Here is a 26,915-nt window from a genome sequence, read left to right as displayed (position 1 = left end):
TGCGCACACGTAGCCAGGCAAAATGAACCCCGCATACGGACACTGACAGCATGCCCATAAAGACTCTCAAAGCACTGAGCGCCGCCGCCCTGATGGGCCTGGCCTCAATGGCCAATGCCAACCTTATCGAGAATGGTGATTTTGAAGCCGCGCCGACAGGCAGCCCCAGCCCCTCAGGCCCCAACTGGGGCGTATACCAGACGCTGCCGGGCGAGTGGGAAACCTACTCCGGCGCGGGTATTGAATTGCAAACCAATGCCGTCGTCACCGCCCACAGCGGCAGCAACTACGTCGAGCTGGACTCTCACAGCAATGGTGGTGGCTCTACCAACAGCGTCATGTACCAGACCCTCACCGACCTGATCATTGGCAACTTCTACGATTTGAGCTTCTGGTACCGCCCGCGCACCAACAACGGCAGCAACGACAATGGCATCGACGTCCTCTGGACCGGCGATACCAGTAACTTCCTGTCGCCACTGAGCATCGCCAACCAGGTATCGTCCGACTACAACGACTGGGTTGAGTACACGGCCATCCTGGAAGCCACCAACGCCACTATGTACCTGGGCTTTGCCGCTACCGGTCTCGACAACACTCTGGGCGGTTTCATTGACACAGTATCACTGACCGACAGGCCCGTCCCCACGCCGGGCAGCTCCGCCCTGCTCGGCCTCGGCCTGGTGGGCCTGTACTTCGCCCGCCGCCGCAAGCAACACTGATTGCAGCCACTGCCGGGGCGGCGACTGCCGCCCCACTATTTTCCCCTCCCCCGCCCTCCCGGCAAATCCCGCAGAATCTCCCGGCAGTCCACCGCAAGCGAGATACGGCGAGGGTGTTCATTGTTAGCGCGTCCTTGCGAATAAATCTCCCTGATTGCGCGTCCTTGCGAAACAATATCCATTACGAACAATCGTATTTCAGCGCGGCAAAATTATCTGTACGCTAGCAAACATAAAGAATCTATCGCTGTATTACGCTCATTGGGTACTTCCCGCTAAACAGATCGCTTCGGAGGTCCAGCGGCGCTTTCTCCCCCATCGCAAATTGATTGTCTTGCCCCTTGGGGCGCGGGGCTACTGTCGCCACCGAAATCAAAGCTGTGAGGCCTCCCAAGGGCATCTGTGATGGTGACAAGATCGCTGAGCAATTCTATTGGTTCGTCATCGTCGCCATGCTGTATACAATTTGCTCGAACAAAGCCTGACATTGTAGCCAAAACCTGAGCGCGAAACGGCGGGCCAAGTGCTTGCTGCTATGCCAGGTGGACTTCCGCAGTTCACGCTTGCCATTGGAGTGTGCTTGAAGATGACGGGAGATGTAGACACGGGCGATCCCGGTGGACGTACAGCTCCACCAGGGCCAGCAATGGCCCTGAAAGCGCGAGAATCGCGCTATGCGGGACTTTCAGAGTAAAGATGGTGCCGAAGGCGGGACTTTATAATGAGCCCTATCTATTTGATTTTAGTATTTTTTAGTAATTCTAAAATTAATGTTACTCAGGATGTTACTCAGGTTTGGAAACATACCCCCAAGCATCTTCTCTCACTCACGACAGCCGCCTTCAATCGTCCATCCTGTCATATTTTGATGTACGTCACCTCAAATGCCTTACAAGGCCGGCATTGCTGCAGCCGGTTGGCAAAGGTAAAGGCATCATTCATCTCATATCGCTGAAAAATGTCGAGGCCGCGATCCAGGGCGATTTTCCAGCCGTGGTCAGTCATGATGTGGCGAGCATGAATCGTTCCGGTATCGTCAAACTCCCAGGTGAAATTCACTCCCACCGGGCCTGCGGACACCTTGATCCTCTCAAAGTTATCCCGCTGCTGCTCGCCCTTGAAGTCGTCTTCAGTCGTCACCAGGTGAACGGATACCTCCTCATCCGGGGCTTTGTGCTTGACAATTGTTTCCAGCAATTCCATGAAGTTGCGCACTTGATAGAACAGACGGATGTACGGATCGGTGACGGTGATCGTGCTCGCCCCAGCAAGATAGCGGCCGAACAACGTATCGAAGGACGGGCCTTTCTGGTTCTCTTGGAAGGTAAGATGCTTTTCCCCTAGTACGGCTGTTTTCGGGGTCGGCTCGGACTGATCGGGGGTTTGGCCTGATTTCACCGCTTCACTTGTGTCATCTACCCCACCTTCAGCGAGTGTTCGGTGGTAGTAGCTCGGATACTCCTCTTCTTCGAGGGTAGTGACATCCCGCATTTCACCGTCTTCTGCCTGGTAAGCAAAGCGGACTTTCCCATAGGTCTGATCGATCCGCATCAGTTGGTCCTTTACACGCTTCCTGCCCTCAATGGAGAACCGCAGGACCTCTTCGATCTCTTCGGGAGTAGCTTCACCGTGCGGGAATAGAATTTTCATCAGCCCGCTAAAGGTCTTGTTGATGCCATCACGGTCGCGAGTTGATATATCACTGGAAAGCGCAAACAGTTCGCCGTAACGGTCAGAAAAATCCTGGTTCCGCAGGGACCGAAGTACCTCGGCGAGGTAGTCGACAACGAAGCCGAACCCCTCGGAGAACATCTCGCTGCGGAGGTTCTCCATCTCCCAGCCAGGCACAAACCAGTGGAGACGATCGAGTATCGCCTGGCCATCGGTATTTCGATAGGTTTCGGGCAGATCCATGAACAAGCCATCGTGCTTGAGCATATAGGGCACGTTGTGGGATGTATTGCCGATATAGACCATCGAGGCTTCAGCACCCTGGGGGCCGGTCCCGCGGTTAAAGGATTTATTGGCCATGTAGTTCTTGAGTGTGTCGATCAGTTTTATGTCCGGCTTTTTATTACTGCCGGCAAATTCGTCCATGGCTACTACATCCCAATACCCCACAAGGCCAATCTTTCCCGTGGTGTTATTGATGAACAGCTTGGCCAAAGTGGCCTCCCCCCCCGAAACGAGCGTCGCATGGGGAGAGAACTCAGAGAATATATGGGATTTGCCCGTGCCCTTCGGACCGAGCTCGATCAGGTTATAGTTCCTCTCGCAGAAGGGAATTAAACGAACGAGCTGGATCAATTTGCTACGGCGGCCGAAAATTTCAGGATTCAGGCCGATGCTTTGGAGCAGTACATCTATCCATTCCTCGGTGGTGAACTGCCTTCTAGCCTCGACGTAGCTGTCGTAGTCGAAATGAGAGAGCTGGATGGGCTTTAGCGAAGACAGTATCCAGGGAATTGAGTCAGCCTCCTCGCTAAAGGAATACTCCAGGTCACAAATACACCAGACGCCACCCACAAGAAGCTTCGGGTGCTTCTTGACCGTACCTGAATCAACCAGCACCTTTTTGATGCCAAGATTCTCAAAGCTGGCCTCGTAAGCATCGATCTTGTCATTCAGATCGACAGCGATTTTGTCGATAACCTTGTACCGGCCCTTTTCCTTGATGTTGGAACGAACCAGCGCAGCTTCGTTGCGGTGAACGTAATGTTTGGCAAGGATCTCTTTAACCGTCTCGATGCCAGTCTGGATGGTCGACTCATCACTGGTCGCGCAGTACTGACCCAAGAGGTACTCGAGCACGTAGGAGGGGACAATGGCATTGCCCTTCACCGTTTTGACGAGATCCTTCCGAACTACCAGCCCTGGAAAATTCTCATTAATCTTTGTATCTAACGGAGTCACAACGTGTCCTCTACGAAATTGAGCTCAGAAAGGCAGACCCAGGAGCCAGCCAATAACCGATATTGGGTTAACTGGATTAAGCGATTCTTCAAAAAGCGTATTCCCCACGGCTTCCTCGAGTGCAGCTTCCTCTATCCCTGAATCAATCACCGCATCATTGTTCATGCTAGCACTTACCTCTGAGGTCACCACAAAGCCAACGTCCGGATTTTCCTCGATGGCGGCAGCTACATAACTGGCACTCTCTGTTGCCTTGAGCTGCAACTCCCCGATCACTTCGCCATCCTCAAATATGGCTATATCTGAGACTGGGTGGTTGGTCGGTTCAAATATTTCAGCCTCGACCCCCTGCATTGCCAAATCATCCAGATACTCCTGCTCGAATAAAATACCCTTTATATGATTGACATGCCCCATTACAGACACATCATCTATTGCGGAAAAGTAATCAATAATTTCTACAGGCGATGCAGTTTCAAACTCCTCGTAGCCCCGACGCACGGCGTCAAAGACCTCCGCCTCAGCAATCACTAGTCAATTGCTCCGTGTGTTGCTAACAGGTCTTCGATCTCGCTGTAGTCGAACATCCGTGCTAACCGGCGAGGACTAATACCCTTTGAATTTTTCAGGTTCAAATCCGCACCGGCAGCAACCAGCACTTGTACGGCTTCTAAATGCCCGTTACCTGCAGCACCCAAGAGGGCCGTGTAATGATTTTTTACATGGTGGTTGATCGCCGCTCCCTTATCGAGAAGAGACTTACAGAGCTCAGAGTGCCCAAAACTGGCGGCTTGTATGAACGGTGTTAACCCATTCTCGTCGCTGATATTGACTTCCGCCCCCTTCGCCAGCAAAAGCTCAGCGATACTATAGTGCTTGCTGCTCAGTGCTACCGACAGGGCGGGGCTTCCCTTGGCAGACCGGGCATTTGCATCCCCGCCATGCTCCAGCAAAAGATTAACGATTGCGAGATCACCCCGTCGAATGACAGACAGCAGCAGCGGATCGCCGTCAGTAGCAATGATATTGACGCTGACACCCTCTTCCACCAACGTCTGCACAACATCGTAGTGACCCCGCTCGTAGGCCGATACCAGCGCCGCTTCTCTATACTTCTCACCAAAGCGCGCCCCCTTCTCAATCAGCAGGTTCACAATCTCGGTACGACTTTTGAAGTAAGCACCGACCATGGCATTCCAGCCATCATTATTGCAGATGTGAATATCAGCCCCATGATCAATGAGGAAAGCGACTATTTTCTGATAACCCTTGACCGATGCCCATATCAAAGGTGTCCAGCCGCGCGCATTGCGAATATTTACCTCAGCTCCGCTACAAATCATCCGGTGAGCCAGGTCGAAGCACTCGCTCTCCAGGGCGACAAATAGCGCGCTGCTGCCCTCCTCGCTACGAAGGTTGGGATTTGCTCCCTTCTCAATGAGCTCAGCGGCAATATCCAGATAGCCTAACTTGATTGCCTGACGCAAAGATTCGCCGGTCTCTGCGTTTGGGTCGAAATATCCATCCATCATCAAAGTACAAGCGATGGCCTTAAAACCGGATTCCAAGGCCAATCTAAACAGGGGACCGCTAAGCTCGGCGGGATCAACACAGGTCTCTGCCTCACCACTCAATATCGTGGTGACTGCTGAGAGATCTCCAGTTTGAACCGCGGCGTTCAATGCTTTCACCAGATGTCTCCCTATTCCTTCAGAAATCAAAGTCACTGGTGAATGAACGCCGCATCACATAGCGCAGCGACTTGTACTCCTTATAATGAGAGGTTCCGGCATGCTTTTCGTCCAACCGAAGGATGACCTCTTGACCGTTAGCCTCATCGGCTTTTCGGGTCAGCACGAACCGGATCTGCAGCTCCCGCTCCCGGGGATTGTCTGAACTCAAGTCGAAGCTAAGGTCATGGCTGTCTGAGATCAGTTCGCCGGCTGTGGTGTAAATACCAGCCCTCAGCACGCGAGCCTGGATTTTGTCCGTCACCGGGGCAGCCTGGTACAGGGTCACCGCCAACTGCCCGGAAGTTATCACCGAACTGGATCCACGCAGGATGTCTACTTCGACGGCGGCAACATCGCTCTGGCGCTTCTTGTTGATCTTGAGGACCGGCACAACGACTTCCTGTAATGTCGCCCCTCCATGTACAAAACGACTACCAGAGCCCTTCAGGCGCAAGCGATTGATTGACTTGGGGATCTGCACCTCCACCTCCCCTCCAAGGCCAAGCTGATCGGAGGTGAATTTGCGCAGGCTGGATGTCTCTACGAGTTCCTTACCCAGTACGAATCGACGATCCCGGTAGAAAACAACGTCACCCCTGGCCTCTACATCAGCAAAATCGCTCTCTTCCAGTGTGCGGTCCTGATAAATAAATCCATGATCAGCAGTGACCAGAATATTGCTTGCGTTCGCTGCTGTGAGTTTCTTTACCAATCTGACTATATCGTCCAGGGTGCTCTCCGCGGCTTCGAAGGCCTGTCCTTCCGAGTGCATCTTGTCACCGGTATGATCGATGCGATTATGGTAGATATAGATAACATCGTTGCTTTTCAACAAGTCGCGACTCCCGTCGCGATCAAGTTGCATGAAGGTTTCCGCGGTAACTGCTGCCCCCCTTCCCTGAAGTGCGGACTGCAGGATCTTCGTACGGTTAGCGGTACCCTGGGAGCTTTGCCCATCTACCAGCACAGTGCCGGTTTCATTGTCAGCAATCACCAACTCCACGCCGGGTAACAGTGCCGCCATGCCAATCTGGGTATAACTCGGCAACATCGAAAGCACCGGCTCCAGTTCCGCGCTGTAACGATCCTCCTGGCGGATCAGGCCTAACAACTCTTCACCAATCTCATAGCGCATGGCATCGGAAATGATTACGCATACCTTGTTGTCTTTGCGCAGGAAAGGCCTTACCCAGTGCTCGAAGAATTCACTTTGCTTTCGTACGGGGAAGGCTTCCCATTCTGATGCCGAATCCACGAAAGTCTGGAAGCAATCGCCCAGTTTCAGCAGGAAGTTGTTGGTGTAGAGATTTTCGATCTGGTCGGTCAGGCTGCCCATCAAAGACGCCTGGCCCGACATGCGCACATGGTAGGTGAACTTGCGGTAGAGCTGATCGAGCTTATACCAAAAGCGGCTATAGCGCTGAATACCTTCAGCTAGGCTGTCCATGCTGAGCTTGGCTTCTCCCAGGACGAGCGTGAACTGGGCGGCGTAATCGAGCGCCTCGTACAAATGCTGGAATTCGCGATACCAGTGGCCTTGCCGCCGCTGGCGGACCCAGATTGCCACATCACCGCTAGAGGCCGTACGGGCCGCCACCGCTCGCACCAGGTCGCTGATGATCTTCTGGTCGATCAGGAGGAAATAATCGAGTTCGATCAACTCACGGAAATCCCGCTTGGCCAGATCCTGCTCTATTCCGAGCACCTCGGCACATTCCGCCGAGAGGGTCTCGAAACTACTTTCGAACTGACGACTGTCCTTCCAACGCTTGAGAAATACCAGGGCGTCACCGGTCAAATTCACCTGACTGTCGCCACCCGCTCCGCCTACGGTCATTGCATAGCAGGACTTGAAGAGCTCAACGGCGAAATCACGGATGCCAGGCTCGGTGGACCTGTAGCCATAGCAGCGGGTCATCTGCTCCCAGAGGAAACCGTCCAGACTGCACCGCCCGGCCAGCCTGATTTTCTCATCTCGATCATCTGCTAGGTCCTGCAGTAGACTTTCCACTACCGCATCCATGCGCGGCTCACTTCCGGTGCATACTGCCAGCATTTTCAGGCGAATCTGTCCGGCGGTGTCATCCGCCCTCAGCAGTTTCTTGAGGGCATCCTTGCGTTTGTTCGCCTGAAAGAATTCCGTATGGCCTTGCACGACATCGGTGAACTCCAGGCCGAGCTCCAGTTCCGATAACCAGATGGCTACCTGATCGGTGCGGAACTCGCCCTGGGCCAGCTGTACGTCCAGCAACCAGTTATCCAGATCCGCAGGCTGAGGCCCTTCGCGGTAGAGCAAGAACTTCTTCTCAGGCTCTTCACGCAGAAGCTTGTATTTAATGCCGTATTCGTTATTCGCAAGCTCCAGCTTCGCAACGTCAGGCAATGCCAGTCTCTCGAACTCATCCCGCAATTCCCGCTTGGCGTCATACCAAAAAACGATACGGTGACGGGCAAAGAGGTTACTTAACGCCCGGGAAATTCTATTTTCTTCACTCATTACCTGGAGATCTCAATTGTCACGTGCTCCGATGTCTGGGGATGTCGGCTCTTACAATTTCACAGAGGCAAGGTTTTACGCTCATAGCTCATACAAGAAATAAAGCCATCAGGAACAGGCTTAAACGGGCCACTTGGCGACCTGTGTGGCGATTGAAATCGTCTAAGTTGCTTAATGTCGATCTCCCCAACGACAAAGTAGTCGAGAATACCCCCTTTAATACGCACAAGGTCCCTCATCCACGATTTCTTATAGGGTGCCCGTATACGGCTGTCACCGTACTGGCGGTGGTTACACTGCAGAATGTAGGCATGTACATCCAGCGCAGCCGACTCCACAAGGGCATTAAAGGAGTCTGTGTCTGGATTCCATTCCGGCACAAATAGCGCATCTACCTTCCCGCGGATAGCTGATCGATAGCTGATATTCGTCAGCTCACTACAAACCAGAATGGAAAAGAAAAATCCGCCATGCTGGATAATGGGCGGATTGCCCCCTGGCCAAGGGACAGCTGGTCGCATGGTCACGCCGCCTATACGCTTGAGCTCGGTTTCTTCATGAAACGCCGGCGTCTGTTTATCCTGCATATAAACCAGATGAGAAGGGAACCCAAAGCCATTGTGAGTCAAAGCGGACCAGACCTGGTTGCGGACGGTTTTCCTCCGGGCATGGATATACTCTATCCCTGCTATCAGCGATATTCTCCGGCTGGACAGTTTATGGGCAAGACGCATAAACCAGACAGGAGGGAGAGACACCTCAGGCATCAACAGGTAATCGATGGACTTATGCTCCTCAATGACGTTTTCAACCAATGTCATGAGTCGCTGGTATCGACCTGTGTCGGGATCCGGACGCCGTGTTATCGAAGCTATCCAGCTGCCCTCCTCAGTCAGAAAGTTTGCGAGCGCGATTCTGACTTTTTCCTTGTCTCCGCCATCCTCTATTTCCAATACACCTTTATTGTTCACTACTGCCAACTTATCCGTTACGGAAAATCCACGCTGCGCGAGTATGGCACTACTTAATACCTGCTGATTGGCCTTTGAAAACGGTGCGTCGGCAATGAGATACAACTCGATAAGCGTAAACGGCCTGGTCGCAAACACCAGTCCGTAAGGAATCCCCGAATTCCCTGCCCAACCTGACCACTGTGCGAGCACCTCCAACCCTTCATGTATACTTTCGTCAACGAGCGTCAAAGGTTTAGAGACGTAGGTAACAGCCTTTTTGGCTACTGTCTTTATGTGCTTTATAAGCTCCGCGGGAAGACCAAGGTATCGGAAGGGCTTGTAGGCCAGGTCATGGACAAAGTATCTTTCATTTTCCATGCGAATCTTACTAATCGAAAGCCTCGCGATTGATGACAACAACCGACGATCTCCCGAGTTAACATTCTTTTTTGCAAAGTGTTGATTCCAAACTCGCAGCTGCTGCCTGGAGAGCTGCGCTGGGAATGCTGAAAAAATGCACTCTTGAAGCATTGATTCCAGGTAATCAGCCCACTTGTCCAGTACCTCCCGCTTCATATTCATCGGTGGACTGGTCGCCTTCAGGCCAATGCCACAATATTGACTCACGTCTTCCACTAGCTTATTTAGCGCACGAATCAGCTTATCGAGGTGCTCGAAATCAGCGCATGCAGTAGCCAGTCGAATAATGCGGGGATAGTAGCCGGCCATGTCAAAAAAGCGATGAGGAACCATGACCTGGTCAAGAAATGCATCAAATAGGGCGTGCCTCTGCTCTGCCCATACATTCGCAGGCAAATCACGCTCGTACGCCTCAAAATCTCTGAGTTTAATAGCGAATGCGGCCTTTCTTGTCGTTACCGAGTCAGTGTTCTGCAGACTATTGGCCCGCTCTCCATCCTGGGTTAACGCTTCTACAATTTCTGTCGTCACCTTCTCGGCTGAATCGGGCAAATTCGGCAGACTCCGCCACTCACTCGCCCGCTCCCCAATCTGGCGCTCGATGGATTGAAGCATGCTCAAGCCAGTTCGCCCTTCCACGATAAACAGTCGTGTCTTCTCACCAGAAAAAGTGATCGAACTACCATTGAGATAGTGCGGAGCAAATCGGACAGCCCCACCCAGATCAGGTTCTTCGGACTTCAGTTGGTTGTTTGACCTGTCTATCAACCACTTCCAGACTTCCGCCGTGGTAGCAAAACCCTTATGGTTTTCAATGACCAACAAGATGTCATCCACGTAGCGACCGTAGTATAGCGGCACAACCTCCTTTTCCATGATCTGGTCCAGCGCAATCAGTGCAATGTTTGCCACAATCGCAGATGCGGGGAGGCCGACTGGGAGTCCTGTGTCCAGGGGGGTGTGCTCTGTCCATTTCGTTAGGGATTCTATGAATAACCGATGCAGCCGGGTTTCCAGAGGAGTTAATTTAACACCGGCCAACTTGATGAATTGTTCGCCCAGCATGAAAGTCGGATTCAGACAGTGGTAGAAGGACGCAATGTCAGCACTTACCGCTACAATGCGCTTTTTGCTCTCCAAAGCGGATCGCATAGCTTTGAGCCCATTATCACGCCAGTCGCGGTAAGGCTTCAGGTAAGGCTGGAACGACCCTAGAGACAGCTTGTTGTATGTTTTATCCGTTTGCCGGCGTACCCGGTTACCGTAGGCGACGTCGGACAGCTGCACATCAAACTTTTCCCCAACATGAATAATCCAAAGCGCCGAAAGGACATGAAAATCGACTGAGTTCCGGGCCATGACCCGGAATGTAGCGACTGCGCCCGGTGAAACTGACTTTTGCTTCAGATAATTCCCCCACTGTTGGTGAGGGGAAGAAAATACAGCGTCACCTGCACGGCTAGCTTCCGCTTGCCAATCCAGCTTCGCGGGAGCCGGAATCCAACCGCCTAGAAACTGTTCATCGTCGATCCAATCTTCACTCTCGCCATTGATTCGATCGAGCAGAGAAGACAGATTTTCCTCGAGGTTCTCCTCATAGACGACCAGCTCGGACAACGAGGGATGCGTGGTATAAAACAGATCCACTTTGGCTTTCCGATATGCCATACCAAGATCTTTGAGATTGAATCGTCCAGCCACAGTATCCATAACGTCCCTTACTTATTCCGTAACGTGCCGCCGTCATCCGCTTCCAGGCCGGATGTCGTCAGTCATCCTTCCTCTTCAGACCCGGGATAGTTTTCAGCGCAGCTCCCAATTTCGGGTAGTTAACCTTTACGCCATCGTCGAGGTCGATCTCCACCTGCTCGGTGGCCAGCGGGTAAAGCACCTCGCGCTCGTACTCTTCCATCTCGGCGATCATACTGGTGATCTTCTCGATCTCCTTCAGGGCCTTGGTCCTCTCGCCCTGACTACTACTGGCGCTGATGCTGACTGCTTCCAAATGGTTCTTGTGGGAGGTGAGCTTGGTGCGGAACTCGCGCAGGTAGTCGTTGAGCACCACGCTGACCGTATCCGGACGATAGCGGTGCATGTAGATCAGCGCGTTGAAGCTTCCCTTCGGGCTGGAGAACAGCCAGTAGATGGGGCGCTTCTTGTAGCGCTTCACATGGTCGGTGTAGAACTCGCCGAGGAAATAGTCGCGGATGCCGTAGTTGCGCTTGCCCTTGGTGTTCAGAGCCTTTTCGACGAACTGGAGATTTTCCTCGTAGTGCTCATCGCCAAAAGCTACACGTAGGAACTTGCGGAAGCGCTCCGCGATGTCGTCGGTGAACCAATCTCCGTCGAGCATGGGGATGACGTTGTCGTCATCGGCCGGCAGGCTGGGCTCCGGAACCCGCTTCAGGTAGTCCTCGATGGTCTCGCCCTGGTTAGCGAGGATCAGCCCTGGTTTGTCCAGTGCGTAGCGGCCAAACATGCAGCCCACAGCGTAGGAGACAAGCTCGCGCATGGTGTCGGCCAGCAGCAGCGCCTCGAGCTCGTCCTCGCTTTTGTCGCTTCCGTAGCGGTAGTGCGGGTTGCAGGTCAGGGTGATTTGGTTGAGCGGAACCTCGGGCGTCAGTTCATCCTGCAGACCGTAGGCGTCGATGAAGATGCGATTGCTCTCTTCTTCCAATCGTTGCATTTCCAGCGTCATCTCCCGCCAGTGGGCGCGGAGCTTTTGGAAGGCGGCCTTTAGGGATGGCTGGCGGTAGTCGGCATTCAGCAGCGGCAGGCCGGTGAAGTCCCAGGAGGTTTCAAAGGAGTCCCAGTCAGACGTTGCGAGATCCACCAGTACGTGCGCATATTTATCCGCGTTCTGAAATGACGGCAAAGCTGCAGGTATCGAGTTGAAATTCTTAATTCCAAACCCTACTGATGGATTAAGGGCATTAGCGATGTGTGTAACGAATTTCCCGTTGCAGAGCATCAAAATCTGATGAAGTTTTGCTCCGGGCACCTCATACGAACACATTCCTTTGATGTTTGAAGTAAATCCATTGGGAAACATTCTAAAGGACAGTGGCCCTGTCCCAATTTCGGACCATGAAACGAAGGGCCTGAAATAATAGCCTTCGTCATGGACAACAAAATTTGGATTTCCTTTTAGATATGGATATTTTCTAATGACCGTTTCTTTGATCCGCGCTCCTCGGCTTTCCCAGTCTACAAGGAGCTCGTAATTTCCAGCCCACTTTCTAAATCCTCCACCTTTATTATGAGGGAACCAGCGCTTTCTGGATTCTGCAGCTTCCTCGTCTGTGCGTGCATCGAGACAATATCTGCAAGTGCTCACCTCCCAAAAATAGCGTAGGAATCTATCGTTATCTGAGGTTAGGAGACCAACCCTAGCGTTCGTTACTTCGCCAAGTGGAGGGTGAGATTCAAACATGCTAAGGGTCTTACTGCCCAACCAATACGCAATTGGCTCACCCGGAATCTTCTTAAAATCAGAGATCGAAGCGCGGTAGAACCAACCACAATGGGGATTCTTGATAGCCTTGAGTAACAAATGTCTCTTCTCGCATTCGGAGGCCCCATCAATCAAACGCAAGAAAACACCCCGATGAGCCGGGTTGCTTGTATTCTCTAATACAAAGGCCGCTGTTGAGACAACTTCACCCCCTATACTATCGAATGCCCGGGCACCAAGATGAGCCATCGAAAGTAAAGTGCTTTGTCCTAGAACTTGCTTTCTAAGAGACTCAAATGAAGCCAAGAACATCCAGTTTTGCATAGTGATCATTGCAATAGCGCCATGCCGCAGAGCAAGCTCCATGTTGCGTTCTATGAACATCGCAAAAAGATCAGATTTGCTGTTCGGGCAATTATTCTTTGCCCAAGCGCTCAACCTCCCATTCATTCCTTTGCCGCCCATATAAGGAGGATTAGCAATCACCACATGGTATTTGGGACTCAGGTAATCGGCCTGCTGTAGGGCTTGTAAAACCTTTTGGTGGGTCATGCTGATAAACAGCTGCCCGGAGACATTCTTTGTCTCCAGAATCCTGAGCATACCGTCCACATCGGTGACGTCGGGGCGGATCAGGGAGCCGAAATTGTCGGCCTCTTCGAACTGGCGCAGGGTGGTTTGCAGCGGTGCGGTGAGCAGGTCGCGCCCGACAAAGTCCATGTAGTCCTTCAACTCATTGCCGTCAAAGTGGACATTCTCCAGCACGCAGATGTTCGGCTTAATGCCCTTGTTGAAAAACCGCCGCTGTTTGGCGCGAGCCTTCATGGTCAGGGCAAAGGCGGCGAGCTCCCCAGCGCGTTCGTCGATCTCGATGCCGTAGAGGTTGTTCGTGAGGATCTTCTCCGGAATCTCGGCGGGATCAACGCCTTCCTCCTCGTAGATGGCGTAGAGCAGGTCAAAGGCATAGGTGAGCATGTGACCGGAGCCGCAGGCCGGATCGCAAATCTTGATCTCTTCCGGCTTGCTGATATGTAGGAAGTCCGTCTCGGCTTGTTCGGGCTTGATGTAGTAGTCCATCTTCTCGACCAGCTTCGAGCCGGGACGATTGAGCAGCCACAGGCGGCCGAGGGAGTTTTCCACCAGATAGCGGACGATCCAGTGCGGGGTAAAGAGTTGGGTGGCGGCAGGAATGTTCTCGGGCGTGATCTTCTTGTTCTTCTTCAGGCCGTCAAACACCTCGTCCTTCTTCTCGGAGATGTAGAACTGGTAGAGCCAGCCGATCACCTCGACGTCCTCGCAGGCATCCGGCGTCATCGCCTCGCGGGTATAGGCGAGGATGGAGTTGCCCGAGAGCAGGTCGTCTGGCATCAGCAGTTCGGTGTAGTCATCGATCCGCTGGAACAGGAACGGCATGGCGCGGTGAAAGAAGTTACAGGCGGCCACCACCAGCAGGCGGTAGGCCTCGCCCTGCGGGTCACGGCTAGGGGCCTTGCCGTCTAGCAGGGCGAATATCTGTTGCCGAACCGTGTCATGGGCCATCTCTTCGTCGATATGCCCCATCTTGGCCTCGGCCAGCATCTCGGGCTGGGACTGGCCCTCGGCGGGCGACACCACGCCGATGCGTGTATAGCGGTTTACATCCATAAAGCGCAGAGCACAGAAACGATTGAACCAGATATAGGCCACTCGCTCGATGACCTGCTCTCTACCGGAGTCCTGTATTGCTTTCTCAAGTTTAGCGATGGCCTGGGGATGTTCACGCCGTGCTGCACTGCTTTCAACTAGCACCAGTTCCAGCTTGGCAGAGACCTGATCGATCAGCGTGCGGCGAGCGAACTGGGCAAATTTTTTGAGCTTGGCTGTTTCCATAGCTGGACGGTTCCTACAGCAATTCTTCTTGTGTGGTCGTGATCCACTGGTAGCGGACGGGCCTTTTCAGCTTCTCTATTTTGCTTTGCTCTTCTGCCTGCTTAAGCCAGGCATTGAGCTGGGTTTTGTACAATTGGGTCAGCTCCAGTAACTCATCCACAGTTTTTGGAGACTGGGTGGCCTCACTCGCCAGAATCAACAGAAAATGCTCGTAAAGCGATATTTGCGATACATCCGCAGTCGCCACAGAATCAACCCTGTCCCCTGTACTTCTATCAAGGCCGGATGCATCTGTATCATCTGTAATATTCCCTCTCTCCTGTTCAACACTCTGGGAGTCCAGCGACGGTCCTGTTTTTGACTGGCCTGTAACCGACTCCACCCCCAGTGCTGGTGCAGGCAGGTTTTCTTCTGCTTTCCCCACCTCCGGTGTCGGTTCCATTACGTGCGACTGACTGAACATGTCACTGCCGACGCCATTGGAGACAAGGGAAGCATCGCCGGCGAGGGCTTTAAAATCGACTGCTTCAATATCGGCAGACAGTAGCTTGGCTCCTTTTTCAACCAATGCAGCGTTGCCTGCGCCTGGGTCGTCTGTCTGTTTAACCCACACCGGCACCCACTGTTGTCGGATATTCTCCAGCACGCCCTCCCAGGTACCTCCTTTGGTTCCGGAGTGCACGGCAATGGCGGCATCGGAAAGGCAGTAAATGTACTTGTTCCGCTGCATGGCGTTGCCAGCGTTGAAGCCCGCCTCCGGATGAAAGGGTGAAATCAAAACAAGATTGTTAGCCAGCAGGTGCTTACGGTATTTCCCAGAGGTAGACGCTCGAAGCAGTTCATTGGCAAGAATACCAACGGCTGTCCCTTCAGCATCAAGGGCGCCCAGCATGGCCGCCTCATCCACCCCCTTGGCTCCTCCAGATACAATGGACAAGCCTTCTCCAGCGGCCTTGGACCCCAACTGTTTGCTGTAGAGCAACTCGGCCTCGGATGTCTTGCGCGAACCAACTGCCGCTATTCCACCCTGGTTGAGCAGCTTACGATTCCCACAACCGAAAAACAGAGGCGGAGCCATATTACCCAGACGGGTTTTCAGCTTTCTGGGGTAGTCGGCATCAGCCCTTGTGACTATCCAGAGACCGGCTCTGCTCCATTTTTCTACGGCGAGCGCTAGCGCCGAACCACGGTTCAGCAGCGCCTCAATACGCTCCAGTGTGATCTTGTCATCTGACCAACCATCCAGACTTTGAACCAGGCTACCGCTAAGCAGATCTTCCGGTTTCAGCTTCTTGCTGTTCAGCCATAGCGCAAAGCGACCCCACTCCTTGTTGGACAGTGGTTTCACGCCCGTAGACGAGGCTTTGGAGAAATACGCTGTTAGCAGCAGAACAGCCTGTGTGTGAGCGGTAAGCATCTGCTAATCCCCTGTCGCCGACGAGGCCAGTGCGACAGGATAGACCTCCCCGCCAGATTGCTGCCGGAGCAAGGCAGCCAGTACCGTGACTGTCCAACCGGAATCTATCACATCATCAACCAACAATACCGGCCCCTCTGGTATGCCTTCCTCAATCGAGAATACCCCATCCAGATTTCGGCACTGGTGAAAACGGTTGTTCTGGAACTTTTGCGGCCGATTGTCCAGTACCTTGGTGATAACCGGACAAAACGGCAGGCCCAGTTTCTCCGCAAGTCTTTGAGCAAAGTGTGGCACCAGGTCTGGATGATTCAGCGACGGTACACAGGTGACCCACAGCGGCTCGGGGGTGGGCCGCCAGCGAAGGCTGATCATCTCCGCCGTGGCCTCTACGAGTTCATCCCGGAAGAAGCCATTGTGCTTGTCCTCCTCCACCATCCCCCCCCAGCCAGCGTCAGCCCAACGGCTAAGAATTCTGCCTTCGGATGCCCGAAGCTCAGGGGGGAGGTTGCCCCTGAAGCCGTACTGGGGGAAAGCGCCGGCAGCCACTTGAATCCTGGGTTTAAAAATCAGCTCGGACTGCTTGATAAACTGCGCTGCAGTGATCACCCGGGTGCGATCAACGCTCTCGGGGAAGATTGGTTCATCAAGACAATTGGCACATTTACCGCATGGTTGGGAGTGGGGGTCATCAAGCGCATTACGGAGATACTCCATGAGGCAACCCTCTGTGTCGATGTACTCCCCAATCTCGCGCCATTCGACTTCCCGCTGGGCCGTAAGACGGGCGATTTTGTCGTGATCCAGCTGATAGGGCACAGCGGTCCTCACCCAATTCGAGCCATCCTTGTAGATGGGCGCCGGACTCTCGACACTCAGGAACTTGAGCACTTTTTCGATCTGGCCCTGACGCAAGTTGAGCAACTCCTGGAGTTTTGGTACAGAAAAACCATCAGAATCCTCCAGCGTTGCCAACAGCAGATTGACCTGCTTCTCACTCGGGAACGCCGAGCGACGGAAGAAGTCATGAATTTGCTCGTCTTCAGTACCAGAGAGCAGAACCCCAAAAGACTGGTCGATGCCCCTGCCTGCCCGCCCCACCTGCTGGTAATAAGCGACGATAGAGCCCGGCGCCTGGTAGTGAAATACATAGGTAAGATCGGGTTTGTCGTAACCCATTCCAAGCGCAGGGGTCGCCACCAGCACCTTCAGTCGGTTATTAAGCAACAAGTCTTCGAGGTGCTCACGGTATTCGTTGGTATCGTTAAAATTCTCATCCTCAATACCGCTGTAATAGGCCTGGGCGTCAATACCCTGACTGACGAGCCACTCCTTCACCTGTTCTGCATCGCGCTTGGTGAGAACATAAACGATGCCAGCACCGTTCAGCGTCGGAATGGTCTGGGCTAGCCACGCCAGACGGCTTGCCTGATCGGGCAATGTGGTGGTTTGCAGGGCCAGGCTTTCTCGCACCAGGGGACCACGCATCACCTCAATATCACCCAGTTGATCAACTACGTCCTGGATTACCCGGTCGTTTGCAGTCGCCGTCGTACCCAGTACTGGCATGTTCGGCGGCATCTGGCGCAGAATATTGAGTAATCGGCGATAGTCCGGCCGGAAATCGTGGCCCCAATCAGAAATACAGTGGGCTTCATCCACGACCAACAAGCCGATTCGCTCCGCAATAGGTTCTAATACCTCCTCTGCGAAACGCTCGTTAGCCAGTCGCTCTGGCGAGATCAACAGGCAATCGATCTGATCGCTCAGCACTTTCCGGGTAAGTTCAGCATTCTGTTTGCTGTTGGTGGAATTCATGGTAATGGCGCGGATACCCAATCGCTCTGCCGCCTCAATCTGGTTCCGCATTAATGCCAGCAGGGGGGAAATGATGATCGTGGGGCCAAAACCCTTATCACGCAGCAGCCGGGTGGCTATAAAATAGACAGAACTTTTCCCCCAACCGGTCCGCTGGACTACCAGGAGCTTCTTCCGCTGATTTACCAGGGCATCAATGGCTTCCCATTGACCATCTCTGAATTGAGCCGCCGGGCTTCTCAGCGCCTGCTGTAAAAGACGTTCAGCATCCTGTTTGCTCATACTTGTATGCGCTTTCCCTGGGCCAGTTCGTTTAACAATTGTTGTCTTAGTACTTTAAGGTAATTGTCGAGATCTTCTTCACTCGCCAGCCAGGCCTTGTCGTAGGGGACACGAATTTTGCGGGCCTGGACATATTCAAGGATCGGCTCATCAACTTCAGGAGGACGGTCATCCGATGGCTGCGACCCTGGAGTCTCTTTTGGCTTTGGGCTAGCCAACTCAACCATTTTTGCCAGGACCTTCTGATACCCCGTATCCTCGAAGTACCGCAACCTGTCGTTCACAACGGCTATCAGGTGTTGCCGGGCTATATCTTCGGCAAGATCGCGGTAGGGCTTATCGACCTCTTCCCTCCTGACTTCAGGCAGGGCCTTATACTCATCCATGCTCTGCATACGGGACTGCATGCTTTGCAGCACCTGGAGTGCATCGGAACGCGCCTTCTGTATCGCGTCATCGAGGCGCGCCTTTGCCGCGTCGAGGTCGCTTTTCAGCAACTGAATCTGGTTACCTTTGAAGCAAGCGGGATCACTCAGAGCCGAACGAATTCGGTCGATTTCCTCCAGGTCGATGTATGAGAAATTTGGTTCTTGAGCCTCTATGAAGGACTTCGACTGATTGTATATATCCTTTTGCGTGCCACTCATGAATTTGCGGACGGGGTCAATAACGCCCTCCTTCATATCGAGTAGCGCGTCTTCCTGGCGGAGGAGTTCAGTTAGATACCAGGCGTAGGGCTTGCCATTCAGCTCCTCGAGCTTCTCGAGCACTGGTACCAACGTATTAAGAAAGGGGTACTGGGATGCCTGTGCTGCCAGCGGGGCGAGCTGATGGGTGAGTTCCTGAAGCGCGATGCCGACTTCCTTGCCCAGAGCCTTAGCTTCACTCGCAGCGGGGGGCGTATCAAAAAAGTCTTCAAAGAACTCCTTGAGGGCACGTACCTGCGACGCGGTAAACTCGACCTGGGGCTCCAACACCACATTGCCGTGTCCATGGGTGTTGCGCAGCGCCCGCTCGAGCTCGCCCTCTTCAAGCAGGTTGCCATTACTGCGCACCTCCACCTTGCCGCGGGCACAGAGGTTCGCCAGCGTGCAAAGCATGGCCGCGTAATACCATCCGTAGGGTTTGCGCTCGAATTTCTCCAGCACGCTCTTCAGCGTTGTCCGCACGCCACCCCGATTGTTGCTCTGTATGAAGGCAAGTATCTCCTGCTCGGACTCGGCCAATGCCGTGGAGTCAGTACCAAATAGCGTTCCCTTCTTGCCTTGCAAAATCGTACTGACCATATCCTCGGTGTAGGCAACACCACGGAGCATGCCGAGATTTGGATAAGCACGCGTAATCAACTCGTGGAAGCCACGCACCACGCGCGACTGCGCATCTTCCGAACCGATCTCGATGTCTGCGCCCGCCACTAACAATTTGGCTTTCACTAGCAGATCCTGGACCCGTTTCTGTAACTCTGCGTACCGTTCTCGGTTCTGGAACCCCTTATCGGTCAAAATACGCTTAACCGCTTCCTGCTGAGTGATCGACATATTCTGACGAATATACTTCTCTGTGCGCTTGTACATGAGAAGGTCGCGAACAAGACGATCGTCAGCAGGCATGTAGACAAACAACTCATCTGCTTTGTAGGTGGAGTTGGTCCTGAGCATCGGCTCATTATCTGCATGCTCATGGAAAGGACTAATGACATTAATGGCCAGCTCCTGCTCGCGGCCATACAGACGATCGTCGAGTTTCCTGGAATAAGGGTAGTCCTGACCTTGCCCGCCGGTAGAGGAACTCTCGTAGCGAATCTTTCGATGCTTTATGACATGGTCAAATACGATTTTCTCGAGCTCTGCAGCAACGTCTGCAGTCTCTACGTCCGTGTTCTTGATTTCCTGCTCTACATCCTTCTCTTCGTCAGTAAGATATTCGTAGAGTTCGCCATTCCTCTGCACATAGGTCTGTTGCTCCAGGAGGCTGAGCGCCTCTTCGACTCGCTTGCGCAGTGCAGGCAAGTCCTGATTGAAACCGTCGAGCATCAGCACACACAAATTGCGGACGGTCGGCTTGAACTCCTTGACGTATTTGACGAGAAACAGTGATTTCAGTAGCCGGATCGCAAAAGGTCCATCCAGGTGTTGTTCGGCCTGAATAATGGCTCGCTGAATATTGGACTTCAGGGCGGTGCGGATACCTTCGAACATGAGGTCGAAAGTGGCCAGCTGTCCGATTTCATGCTCCCCAATATGGATGGCCACCTGCTGGAACACTCCCAGCATGGAACGCTCGCCTACCGAGCTGTGCTTCCCCTCGAAGGCATTGTGCTGCGACAGATTCTGAATTGCCGACTGGAACAGCGCGAACTGATACGGAATAAATGGATAGCTGTGAATGAAGTGTTCTCGGTCCTGAAAATTACGGTAGGTTTGCGAGCCGTCCGCAAAGTCGAACAGGGTTTTAAAATTGTTGGACTGGGCGTGATAGATGTCAGACAGGAGGCCCACTCCATCCTCGGTCTTCAAGAGCAGACGTTTCTGGATAACCTCCGCCACATCAGCACTGGTCAGTTTCATGCGATTGGCGAATCGGGCCTGAATCTTGGTGAAGTCATCGCCTTGTTGTTTGTCCATCTCACCAAGCACCGTCCCCATATCTTCCTGGGCGGTCACGACAATCCATGCAGAACCTCTACATTTTGTAGCCAGACTTTCAGCGATGGTTTGCAAGTTAGTCATCAGTTTTTCGTTCTTGGCGATGTACTGGCCAACCTCATCGACGAAAAAGTTCAACCGAAATTCCGATGGCTGCTGATCGATGAAGGCTTTAACCTGATCGGCAAAGTCTTCGATGGATACACTGTACTGGCTGCGGTACTTATCGAGTATCCCCATCACCGAGGCCTCGTCATCACTCGTTACCTCGGCATACGCTTTAGCTATATTTTTCGCCTCAAGCAGGGCCTGCTCACGCCCCTTATGCCATGTCCTGCCCGCGATGGCTTCATAGGCCAACTTGAATTCTTCATAGAGACCACGGCTGTCGAGGTCGCGCTCGAACTGGGCAATATGCCCTTGCTTGCCGTAATAACCACACATCTCATCAAAAACTTTGATGAACACGGAGAGGAGCGCATCAAACTGAGTCTTGCTGATGACATCGGCTTTCTGGTCAATGTTGAAGAGAATACTTCTCGAGGGAATTGAGACCGCTCGCTTGAGATCGCCACGCAATATCTCGTTCTCACCACACTTTGGCAGGAACAGATCAAGCGCCGAGGTTCCGTCGACTTGACGGTTCTCGAGCAGCAGCGCCAACATCTTCAGCAGGTGGGATTTACCGGACCCGAAAAAGCCGGAAACCCATACGCCATTAGCGCCTTCATAATTATTGTAGGCATCCAGAAATGACTCAAGACGCTTCTCGACCTCATTGGTCAGTACGTACTCTTCCATCTCAAGTCGAAGGCTGGCTTCATCGTCTGCTTTGATAACCCCTTCAATTGGGCGGTCAACTGGCTTGTTGAATATAGTCTTAAGAGTCTTCACGCTTCCCTCGGCTCGTGTAATTGGTATCAGGCTTCACAGTGGAAGATATTGAATGCTCGGTAGTACTTGTCGTCGTGCAGTTTCCCGAACAGATCGAGCGATGCACCCGACTCAAGCGAGTGACCGTAGTCACCCGGGAAAAACATGACAGTCGGCTTTTCTTTGGCAGCTCTCTGCAAGTTGTTCAAGACGTTGTGCGAGCGAATATAAGGGAATACTTCGCCTACGCCGGACAGAAAAAGAACCTCAAACCCGGTACTTTCCAACCTGGCCGCAATAGCTGGCACAAGGTGTGCTGCGGGATCCAGCACCCCCTGCAAAAGCTCCTTAAGTTGCTCTTTGGTGACCGAATTCTCCATTTCGAGAATCTGCTCCCAGATGTCTCGCTCTTTGAGGATTTCTATCGAAAGGTCGTACAGATTGATTTCCAGAACGCGGACACCGACCTGTTCAAGGCGATTAATCAATTGCCGCTGGAGCCGCTCCATTTCAACAGCCTCTTCAGGTTTGAAGGGACAGATGAAAAACGGAACCTCGTTTCCAAGGCCTTGCTTGTTCAGAAACCGCTGACCTGAGATGACAGCAAGGAGATGTTGAAATCGGTCTTGCATCGGCAACCGAGCTATATCTTGCGTCACCGCTTCACCTCCGTGAGTTCAGATTCAAAGACAGGAAAGTACAATACTTCTCCGCGGTTGGCTTGATAGATCAGTTCCAATAGCCCCGGGCTAAGCATGGCCGCTTGTATCATGTTACCGGCCGTTAGTAGATCTGCCTCGCGGAGCATCCTGAACAGGACCTGCCGCAATTTTCCTCGTGTAGCCGGTGTGATCTTTTCCAGCTCCAAATGCCACTCGGATTTCCGGTTAAAAAAGGAATCAAAATCTTCATAAGTCAGGTCATTTTTTAAGGTGAGAAAGCTTTCTCGAAGTACCTCGACGGCGAATTCAGCGACAAATTTGTACCGGCGGCAAATAGCGATCCATAGTAAATAGCCTTGCTCCTGATGGCTTCCCTCAACAAGGAATTCAAGTTCCTTTTCAGTTAACGTCCTGAGGCGAAAGACAGCCTCGCGGCAACTGCGCTTGAGAGCACTCACCGTCCTGGCCTGTAACAGGTTTTCAGCGGTGACCCTCTTACGGACAATGTCCCAATCACCCAGCTCGAAGAACTGGCTGGAGAGCAATAGGGACTCGCGATGGAACAACCCACCAACGGTGAATGACATCAAGTATTTGTCATTGCTCATTCGCGATCAGGGTTCCGTTGCAAGGTCTCAGCGGCTCCACCCGCCTTCACCCACTCATCTACTTCGTCTTTCTTGAATTTCCAGAGCCGACCCATACGGTGAGCCGGCATGTCATGCTTGTCGATCCACTTGTACACAGTGTCATTGCTGACCCCAAGGTGGGTACAGATCTCGCTGATCGATAACCAGCGATCTTCCATCTCGGCCATTTATCAAGCTCCGGGTAAATAAATGGGACGAGCCATGTGCCTGACACCAGCACGCCCAGCGGGAACAGGTAGCGCTCTACCCAAGAAAACACAACAAACTATACGATCAATTCTGCTGATGTAAACCGATCTCTGCCGATCTGGACCGATTAGCCGACAGCAAGGGCAGATTCCAGCTGCCTGACCTGATCACTATTTGAACAACGGTTCGAAGAATGTCGATGGAGCCACGGCCGATTGAGGTTAACCGGGGCAATCGCCATCCATCAGGTTTAGTTCATGGATGGCTCTGATAGCCACTTTGGGATCAAATGGCGTCAAGACAACGGTAATGGTCCTTACGACTACACCGTCCTGCATCGTCGATTCCTCAACCAGGCGATTCACCTCGTGCAGACTGGCCGCCTCTTGGGCGATTGCCCATAACTGCTCTCGCTTTGCCTGAGTCGAAATCTCCAGTTGATGGCGGATTTCCTTCTGCCGGCGGGAAATCTCGGATTGAATATTAGGTTTTTTCAGGTTTTCGTGCGCAACGGCCCCAAGGGTGGCGGCTGTCCCCCTATATCCAGCTGCCCGGGCTGCAGCGGTGCCGTTCCCTCCGTTCTGAATATAGGTCTCCACAAATATCATCTGTTTGTGCGTTAGCGCTGGACTTGTCATAACTCAACCTTTCTGTCAGCCCTGTTTGCACCCCTTAAGTGATACTGCGAGCGCAACCAGGTGTTAGCAGCTCGCCTCCCGGCATTGTCCTTCCGGTACTCTACCGGCTCCCCTTCCATTGCTTCATGCCAGCGGCGTACGTACTCGCGCACGGCAGCATTGCGGGCAGAAGTTCCCGTCGGCAGGTGCCAGCGCAGGTAAGCAAGGTCATCGGCCAGCAGGTAGACTCCCTGGCTGTTGAAGTGCTCCCGGGTGACAGGCAGCGCCTGCTCCGTGACCCCCGGCAGGGTCTGCGGATTGTGCGGATTTGCGGATTTCGCTTGTACCCCAGTAATGGTGCGGGTTTCGCTTTCCTCAGGTGATTGCGGGTTTCTGCGGATTCCGTGTGCCGCGGGCTCTTTTCCGCAGTTTTCCGCTGGGGTCTGCGGAATCTCCGAGTCTCGTGGTTGTGCGGTTTCCGCAGAATCCGCAGTTTCCGCAGGGGGTGGCTGCGGATTCCACGTTTTCAGCCCCAGTATCTCCGCCAGATTCATCCCGGCACTACCTCCCAGGCGCTCCCAAGGCCACGTGCGTTATGTCCAATCACACGCACTGCGGCGGCGCCCTCCAGGAGCGCCAACAATGCCCGCAGGTCAGCCACCTTTTTGCGCAGCTTGAGGGGCAGTCGCTTTTGCATGTGATCTATCGTTGCCCGGGCGCCCGGTTCGGCCTTCAGCCAATCCAACAGCTCACGGGCCTGCCGGTGGGCGTGATCCTGTTCTGCCAATTGTGCGGCCCGCAGGGCGTTTTGCAGGTAGTAAGTAGCCAGGTTCCATGCGCGACCCATTTGCTCCTGTGTAATAGCTTGGGTCTCCTCCAGGACGGCGAACACTCCTGCAAGGCGCAAGGCCTGTTCAGCGGCCTTGCTGGCATCAGGCTTGACGATCTCCAACAGCGCCCCCCGTGCCTGGGCCACCTCCGTGCGGTTATAGCTGTCCACCCACAGGGCGGTAGCGTTATCGTCGGGGCGCAGTTGTGGTAACTCCAGGCCGCCATCCTCACCGGTGCAAGGTTCATACTCCAACAACTCGACAATACGCTGGTGGAAGCGGACCACAGCGGGGTGCTGGTTGGCGTCCTCCGGCTTGTATAGGCGCGATCCGGCCAGAGTGCGAGACTCGGCGACCAAGAAGCGGGCCAACAGTCCCTGTTCCAACAGCATTCGATCCGACAGCACACCAGCAGCGACACGGGGTTGCACTTGCAGGTGAATAGACAGCCGGCGCCCGAACATTGCAGACGTTTCACCATCCGCGGCGCGGGTGCGAAATATCGCGGCGCCATCCCAGTACTTTGACAGTCCCGCAATGGTTTTCAGGGCGTTGTCGGGACTCATCGCATGCCCACCAAAGAACTGCCCGCCCTCATCGCTGAACAGGGCTTGACTGGGCCTGCCGCGACGGAATGAACGTTGCAAACCCTCCAGGGTGGGTTCCTGGGCAATCACAATAGGCTCAGGCGGCACCACCGGCGGTACCAGCCCGGCTAGCGCTATGGCCTTCTCCCCGGGCGTCTTTTTCTTGTCGTTGACTAGCTGCCGGTGGGTAGCGTCATAGACAGCCTTTTCATCGTGGTATTGCTTGAGCTCGGCGCGGTAGTCCAGGGCGCGTTCCCGTTGCCATTGCTCCAGGGGGCGGCTGGCCACTCGATCACACGCACTTTTACGGTCACCGGATTCCGCCACGGTCAGCATGAACAGCGAAAGCGGATAAATGCGCCCGTCCATCACTACATCGGCCTTGTCTTGCGCTGCGAAGGCAGCGACAGATAGCACAGCCTGGGCGGCGATCTCGGGCGGCGCCTGCATGGTGGTGGCGATAGCGCGGGCGGTACTACCCAATAGCTCCCCCAGTGCCTCCAGTGGATAACCTGCCCGGTCGATCACGTCGGGCAGGGTAGGCAGCTCAAGATCATGGGGCGTGGGCTTGGGTCGCAGGTCCTGCGCCAGATTGGAGTGAGCCATCAGGGCACCCTCCTGCAGTTGGCGACATCATTGAAGTCTGTGCAGGTGCAGCCCTTTTGCCGGCAAGTAGTAGGCCAGGTCATTACACCATTTACCGCACGAGCCGCCTCCGCGGCCTGGGTCATCCCGGGGTTACCGTGCGTAGCGTGGTCATCGTCGGCGGCAATCACCAGGGTTAGCGCGGGATGGATGGCACGGATAGCATTCGCAACCTTATTCAGGTTGCCAGCAGTCATGGCAGCCACAACGGGCAGACGGAGTGTGCAAGCTATGGTCGCCGCTGTCGCCCAGCCCTCGCAGATATACAGATCGCCAGTCATCGGCAGCTCACGACCGAACAGTGCAAAGGTTCCCGACAACTGGCCTCCCTTCAGAAACCGTTTGGTGCCATCGGGATATATTTGCTGGAGATTAACCATCTCACCCGTCACCGTGCGCAGCGGGATCAGCAGACGGTCACCGAGTTGACGAAGGCAAAACGCGGGAATGTTTTTCTTCTGGAGATAGGGGTGAGCGGTGGTAGCCATGCCAGCCTTCCGCCAGAGACCTTTCGCCATGCATGCGGCGCCTGCCCGTGCGCGGGTCCGTTCCAGTTCGCGTTTGCGATTAGCGGCCTCGATCGCCGAGCTGGTGGTTGAGAATTCCGAAAACCCGACCGGATCCCCATGGTCATGGCGCCAGGTACGCGTTACACCCGTGCGCCAGTTGCCGAAGACACCTCCGGGATTCTGATCCAGGAATAGAGCGTACCAGCCGGCTTTGTTACCCTTCTTGCCATGCGGGCAATCGAAACGGTGAATCTTTCCATCCGGGACCGGATCAAGCACGGCCCCGATTTCACTAAATACCGCGTCAGCAAAGCTGCGTACTGGGTCTGCCCCGGAGGTACTGGAGATCTGATTCATTCCGGGGTCCCTCCATCACGTTCAGCAATGCGATCTGCGATCCATTGCTGTACTTCGGTAGAAACCCAGGCGCTAGCCCGACCCAGCTTCACCGGCGGCGGGAAAGCACCTTCAGAGACAAGCTCGTACAGTCGGGATTGTTTCAGGCCAGTTGTCTCCTCCAAGCGCTTCATGCGCCATAGTTCGACAGGGCCAAGTTTAGGGGGGTGGTTCATGCCGTAACTCCGTGGTGGTCAGTGGATTTACGGCGGATTGTTGCGCGCAGCTACCGTG

The 26,915-nt window shown here is 53.9% G+C and carries 18 protein-coding genes; 1 reads left to right on the top strand and 17 read right to left on the bottom strand.

Going from position 1 to position 26,915, the window contains the following annotated elements; genetic code table 11:
• The first annotated feature begins 50 nt into the window (after positions 1–50).
• Positions 51–722: a PEP-CTERM sorting domain-containing protein gene (locus FVW59_RS02305; protein WP_148062606.1), complete on the top strand. Its 672-nt coding sequence runs from the start codon at positions 51–53 to the stop codon at positions 720–722.
• 858 nt (positions 723–1,580) lie between these two features.
• Here the strand turns inward: FVW59_RS02305 and brxL are convergent.
• From brxL to FVW59_RS19815, 17 genes are all read right to left on the bottom strand, one after another.
• Entirely contained in the window at positions 1,581–3,635 is a 2,055-nt protein-coding gene (brxL, locus tag FVW59_RS02300) for a BREX system Lon protease-like protein BrxL (protein WP_148062605.1), read from the bottom strand.
• A 24-nt stretch (positions 3,636–3,659) separates the two neighbouring features.
• Positions 3,660–4,166 (bottom strand): hypothetical protein, encoded by a 507-nt coding sequence (locus FVW59_RS02295; protein WP_148062604.1) that lies wholly within the window; start codon positions 4,164–4,166, stop codon positions 3,660–3,662.
• Positions 4,166–5,326: an ankyrin repeat domain-containing protein gene (locus FVW59_RS02290; protein ID WP_148062603.1), complete on the bottom strand. Its 1,161-nt coding sequence runs from the start codon at positions 5,324–5,326 to the stop codon at positions 4,166–4,168. Before FVW59_RS02290 ends, FVW59_RS02295 begins: the two co-directional genes overlap by 1 nt.
• 19 nt (positions 5,327–5,345) lie before the next feature.
• Positions 5,346–7,865 (bottom strand): BREX-1 system phosphatase PglZ type A, encoded by a 2,520-nt coding sequence (pglZ, locus tag FVW59_RS02285; RefSeq protein ID WP_148062602.1) that lies wholly within the window; start codon positions 7,863–7,865, stop codon positions 5,346–5,348.
• Between the two features lie 59 nt (positions 7,866–7,924).
• Positions 7,925–10,948 (bottom strand): RNA-directed DNA polymerase, encoded by a 3,024-nt coding sequence (locus FVW59_RS02280; protein ID WP_148062601.1) that lies wholly within the window; start codon positions 10,946–10,948, stop codon positions 7,925–7,927.
• Between the two features lie 58 nt (positions 10,949–11,006).
• Positions 11,007–14,561, bottom strand: coding sequence for a BREX-1 system adenine-specific DNA-methyltransferase PglX (gene pglX, locus FVW59_RS02275; protein WP_148062600.1), 3,555 nt, complete (start codon positions 14,559–14,561; stop codon positions 11,007–11,009).
• Between the two features lie 13 nt (positions 14,562–14,574).
• On the bottom strand, positions 14,575–15,978 hold the full coding sequence (locus tag FVW59_RS02270; RefSeq protein ID WP_148062599.1) for a DNA-processing protein DprA: 1,404 nt from the start codon (positions 15,976–15,978) through the stop codon (positions 14,575–14,577).
• A 3-nt stretch (positions 15,979–15,981) separates the two neighbouring features.
• Positions 15,982–18,078 (bottom strand): RecQ family ATP-dependent DNA helicase, encoded by a 2,097-nt coding sequence (locus FVW59_RS02265; protein WP_148062598.1) that lies wholly within the window; start codon positions 18,076–18,078, stop codon positions 15,982–15,984.
• Positions 18,075–21,617: a BREX system P-loop protein BrxC gene (gene brxC / locus FVW59_RS02260; RefSeq protein ID WP_148062597.1), complete on the bottom strand. Its 3,543-nt coding sequence runs from the start codon at positions 21,615–21,617 to the stop codon at positions 18,075–18,077. Before brxC ends, FVW59_RS02265 begins: the two co-directional genes overlap by 4 nt.
• A gap of 26 nt (positions 21,618–21,643) precedes the next feature.
• Complete coding sequence (locus tag FVW59_RS02255) at positions 21,644–22,255, bottom strand: DUF1788 domain-containing protein (protein ID WP_246139598.1); 612 nt, start codon at positions 22,253–22,255, stop codon at positions 21,644–21,646.
• Positions 22,252–22,866 carry a DUF1819 family protein gene (locus FVW59_RS02250; protein ID WP_148062596.1) on the bottom strand — a complete coding sequence of 205 codons (615 nt, stop codon included), beginning with the start codon at positions 22,864–22,866 and terminating at the stop codon, positions 22,252–22,254. Before FVW59_RS02250 ends, FVW59_RS02255 begins: the two co-directional genes overlap by 4 nt.
• Positions 22,863–23,075, bottom strand: coding sequence for a helix-turn-helix domain-containing protein (locus FVW59_RS02245; RefSeq protein ID WP_148062595.1), 213 nt, complete (start codon positions 23,073–23,075; stop codon positions 22,863–22,865). The genes FVW59_RS02250 and FVW59_RS02245 overlap by 4 nt, the downstream gene beginning before the upstream one ends.
• 243 nt (positions 23,076–23,318) lie before the next feature.
• Positions 23,319–23,735, bottom strand: a complete 417-nt coding sequence (locus FVW59_RS02240; RefSeq protein WP_148062594.1) for a terminase small subunit — start codon at positions 23,733–23,735, stop codon at positions 23,319–23,321.
• Entirely contained in the window at positions 23,732–24,268 is a 537-nt protein-coding gene (locus tag FVW59_RS02235) for a hypothetical protein (protein ID WP_148062593.1), read from the bottom strand. Before FVW59_RS02235 ends, FVW59_RS02240 begins: the two co-directional genes overlap by 4 nt.
• On the bottom strand, positions 24,265–25,737 hold the full coding sequence (locus FVW59_RS02230) for a YfjI family protein (RefSeq protein WP_148062592.1): 1,473 nt from the start codon (positions 25,735–25,737) through the stop codon (positions 24,265–24,267). Before FVW59_RS02230 ends, FVW59_RS02235 begins: the two co-directional genes overlap by 4 nt.
• The gene (locus FVW59_RS02225; RefSeq protein WP_148062591.1) at positions 25,737–26,642 is read right to left on the bottom strand and encodes a toprim domain-containing protein; all 906 of its coding nucleotides are present in this window, start codon (positions 26,640–26,642) and stop codon (positions 25,737–25,739) included. Before FVW59_RS02225 ends, FVW59_RS02230 begins: the two co-directional genes overlap by 1 nt.
• Positions 26,639–26,815 (bottom strand): helix-turn-helix transcriptional regulator, encoded by a 177-nt coding sequence (locus FVW59_RS19815; protein ID WP_246139627.1) that lies wholly within the window; start codon positions 26,813–26,815, stop codon positions 26,639–26,641. Before FVW59_RS19815 ends, FVW59_RS02225 begins: the two co-directional genes overlap by 4 nt.
• Positions 26,816–26,915: the final 100 nt, after the last annotated feature.

The sequence above is a fragment of the Parahaliea aestuarii genome (genome assembly GCF_008064635.1).
GTDB classification, from domain to species: Bacteria; Pseudomonadota; Gammaproteobacteria; order Pseudomonadales; family Halieaceae; genus Parahaliea; species Parahaliea aestuarii.
Note: the sequence above shows the minus strand (reverse complement) of the source record. Positions and strands in the feature narration are given on the sequence as shown.